This window comes from Brevundimonas sp. (assembly GCF_023259385.1).
In the GTDB taxonomy this organism is placed as follows: Bacteria; Pseudomonadota; Alphaproteobacteria; order Caulobacterales; family Caulobacteraceae; genus Brevundimonas.
The window spans coordinates 1-2,064 of record NZ_JAHFPF010000358.1; the positions used below are offsets into that span (position 1 = coordinate 1).

Consider the following 2,064-nt stretch of genomic DNA (forward strand, 5'->3'; position numbering starts at 1 on the left):
GGATTTTCACTGGTACGCCCCCACCCGCTTGGCAACGCCCAGCTGCACCAGGGTAATGGCCAGGATGCACAGGAACAGGACGAAGGCCACGGCGCTGGCGGAGCCCAGGTTCCACCATTTGAAGCCCTCTTCGTACATGAAGTAGAGCACCGTCACCGTGCTTTGGGCCGGGCCGCCTTGCGTCATCACATAGGGTTCGGCGAACAGCTGGAAGAAGCTGGCGACCGAGATGATCGAGACGAGCAGCATCGTCGGCGCGATGGCCGGCAGGGTGACATGGCGGAACTGCTTCCACGGCCCGGCGCCGTCGATGCGGGCGGCCTCGTACAGATCGTCCGGCACGGTCTGAAGCACCGCCAGGAAGATCAGCATATTGTAGCCGAAGATCTTCCAGACCACGAACATCAGGATGGCGGGGATGGAGGTCGAGGGCTGGCCCAGCCAGTCCACCGCCGGCAGGCCGATGCTCTCCAGCCCCCAGTTGATGACGCCGTAGCGGGTGTGCAGCAGATAGCGCCAGACCACGGCGGTGGCGACCAGGGTGGTGACATAGGGGGCGAAGAACATGACCCGCCAGATCGGCCGCCACTTCACCACCCGCGCATTCAGGATCACCGCCGCGGCCAGCGAGGCCGCAATGGACAGGGGCACGCCCAGGACCGCGAAGGTCAGGGTGTTCTTCATCGCCCCCCAGAACAGGGGATTGGTCATCAGCCGCTCGTAGTTCTGCAGGCCGACGAAACGCAGATTATCGAGGTTCGCCAGGGCGTAGATGTCGAAGTCGGTCAGGCTGAGCAGCAGGGCCGCGATCACCGGAAAGGCGAAGAACAGGCCGATGGCGATCATCGCAGGGGCGACGAAGGCCCAGGCTGCGCGCTCTCTGGCCGCGCGTCCACGCGACGGCTTCACGCGGGCCAATGTCGGATCGGCGACGGTCATACGGCCCTGCCCTGCTCCATCATCCAGCGGCGCTTCTCCAGCAGCCGGTCCGCCCGACGGTCGATCTCCGCTGCCGCAGTCTCGGGGGTATATTCGCCGCGCACCATGCGTTCGGCGACGATCTGCATCTCGGTCACGATCCGCTCCCACTCCGGAACCTTGGGCACGGCCTTGGCCCGCTCCAGCTGGCCGCGGAAGGGCGCCAGCATGGGGTCGCGCTCCACCTGGGCGATGTCCCAGGCGCTTTTCCGCGCCGGCAGATCGCCGACGATGGTGTTGAACCGGGCCTGGACGGCCGGCTCGGACAGATAGCGGACCAGGGCCCAGGCCGCCTCCTGATGCGGCGAGGACTTGAACACCGCCAGGCTGGACCCGCCCGGCGCCGAGGCGCCCAGGCCGTTCGGTCCCGGCACGCCGGCCGTGGCCCAGCTGGATTGAAACGACGCCGGCAAGCGGCTGCGGAAATCGCCCACGCTCCACGGGCCGGAGAAATAGAAGCTGAAATAGCCGCGCGCGAACTCGGTCCAGACGTTGGAGATCTGCGCCGCCGAAGCCAGGGGCGCCAGGCCCTCGGCGAACAGGCTGCGATAGAAGGCCAGGGCCGAGATGAAGCCGGGGTTGGAGAAGTTGCCGCGCGTATTGCGGTCACGCAGCAAGGGCTCCTCGGTCTGAAGGCCGAAGGTCAGAAGCTGCTCGAACTCGTTTAGGGGCAGCAGAATGGCGTAGTTGTCGCCGCCCGCCACGCGCTTGATCCCGTGCATGGCCCGCTTCCACTCGGCCCAGTCCCGGGGCGGGGCGCCGAAGCCGGCGCGGGCCAGAAGGTCGGTGCGATAAAACAGAAGCCGCGTATCGACGTACCAGGGCGTGGTCATGCCCCGGCCGGCCACCTCGTTGGTCTCCAGCACCGCCTCGAACTGATCGGTCAGCAGGTCGGCGGCGGCCGGCGGGGTCGGCGACAGGGCGCCGATGGCGGTCAGTTCCGACACCCAGGTGTTGCCGATCTGGCTGACGTCCGGCAGCGAGGCGCCGGCATAGGCGGTCAGCAGCTTCTCGTGCGCCGCCGTCCAAGGCAGGGGCTGGACCGCGACGCGGACGCCGGGGTTGCGCCGCTCGAACTCGGGCATC

Annotated in this window: 2 protein-coding genes; both read right to left on the reverse strand. The window is 67.6% G+C overall.

The genetic code is table 11. From position 1 onward, the window contains the following. Window positions 1-6: 6 nt before the first annotated feature. Window positions 7-939, reverse strand: coding sequence for a carbohydrate ABC transporter permease (locus Q0C81_RS18210; RefSeq protein ID WP_008260225.1), 933 nt, complete (start codon window positions 937-939; stop codon window positions 7-9). Further along, window positions 936-2,064 (reverse strand): extracellular solute-binding protein (locus Q0C81_RS18215; RefSeq protein WP_291841235.1); only part of this gene is annotated, 1,129 nt, incomplete at its 5' end. The genes Q0C81_RS18210 and Q0C81_RS18215, both read right to left, overlap by 4 nt.

Coding starts and splice junctions, on each gene's coding strand:
- Q0C81_RS18210 (WP_008260225.1), bottom strand. CDS start 939: ATGACCGTCGCCGATCCGACATTGGCCCGCGTGAAGCCGTCGCGTGGA.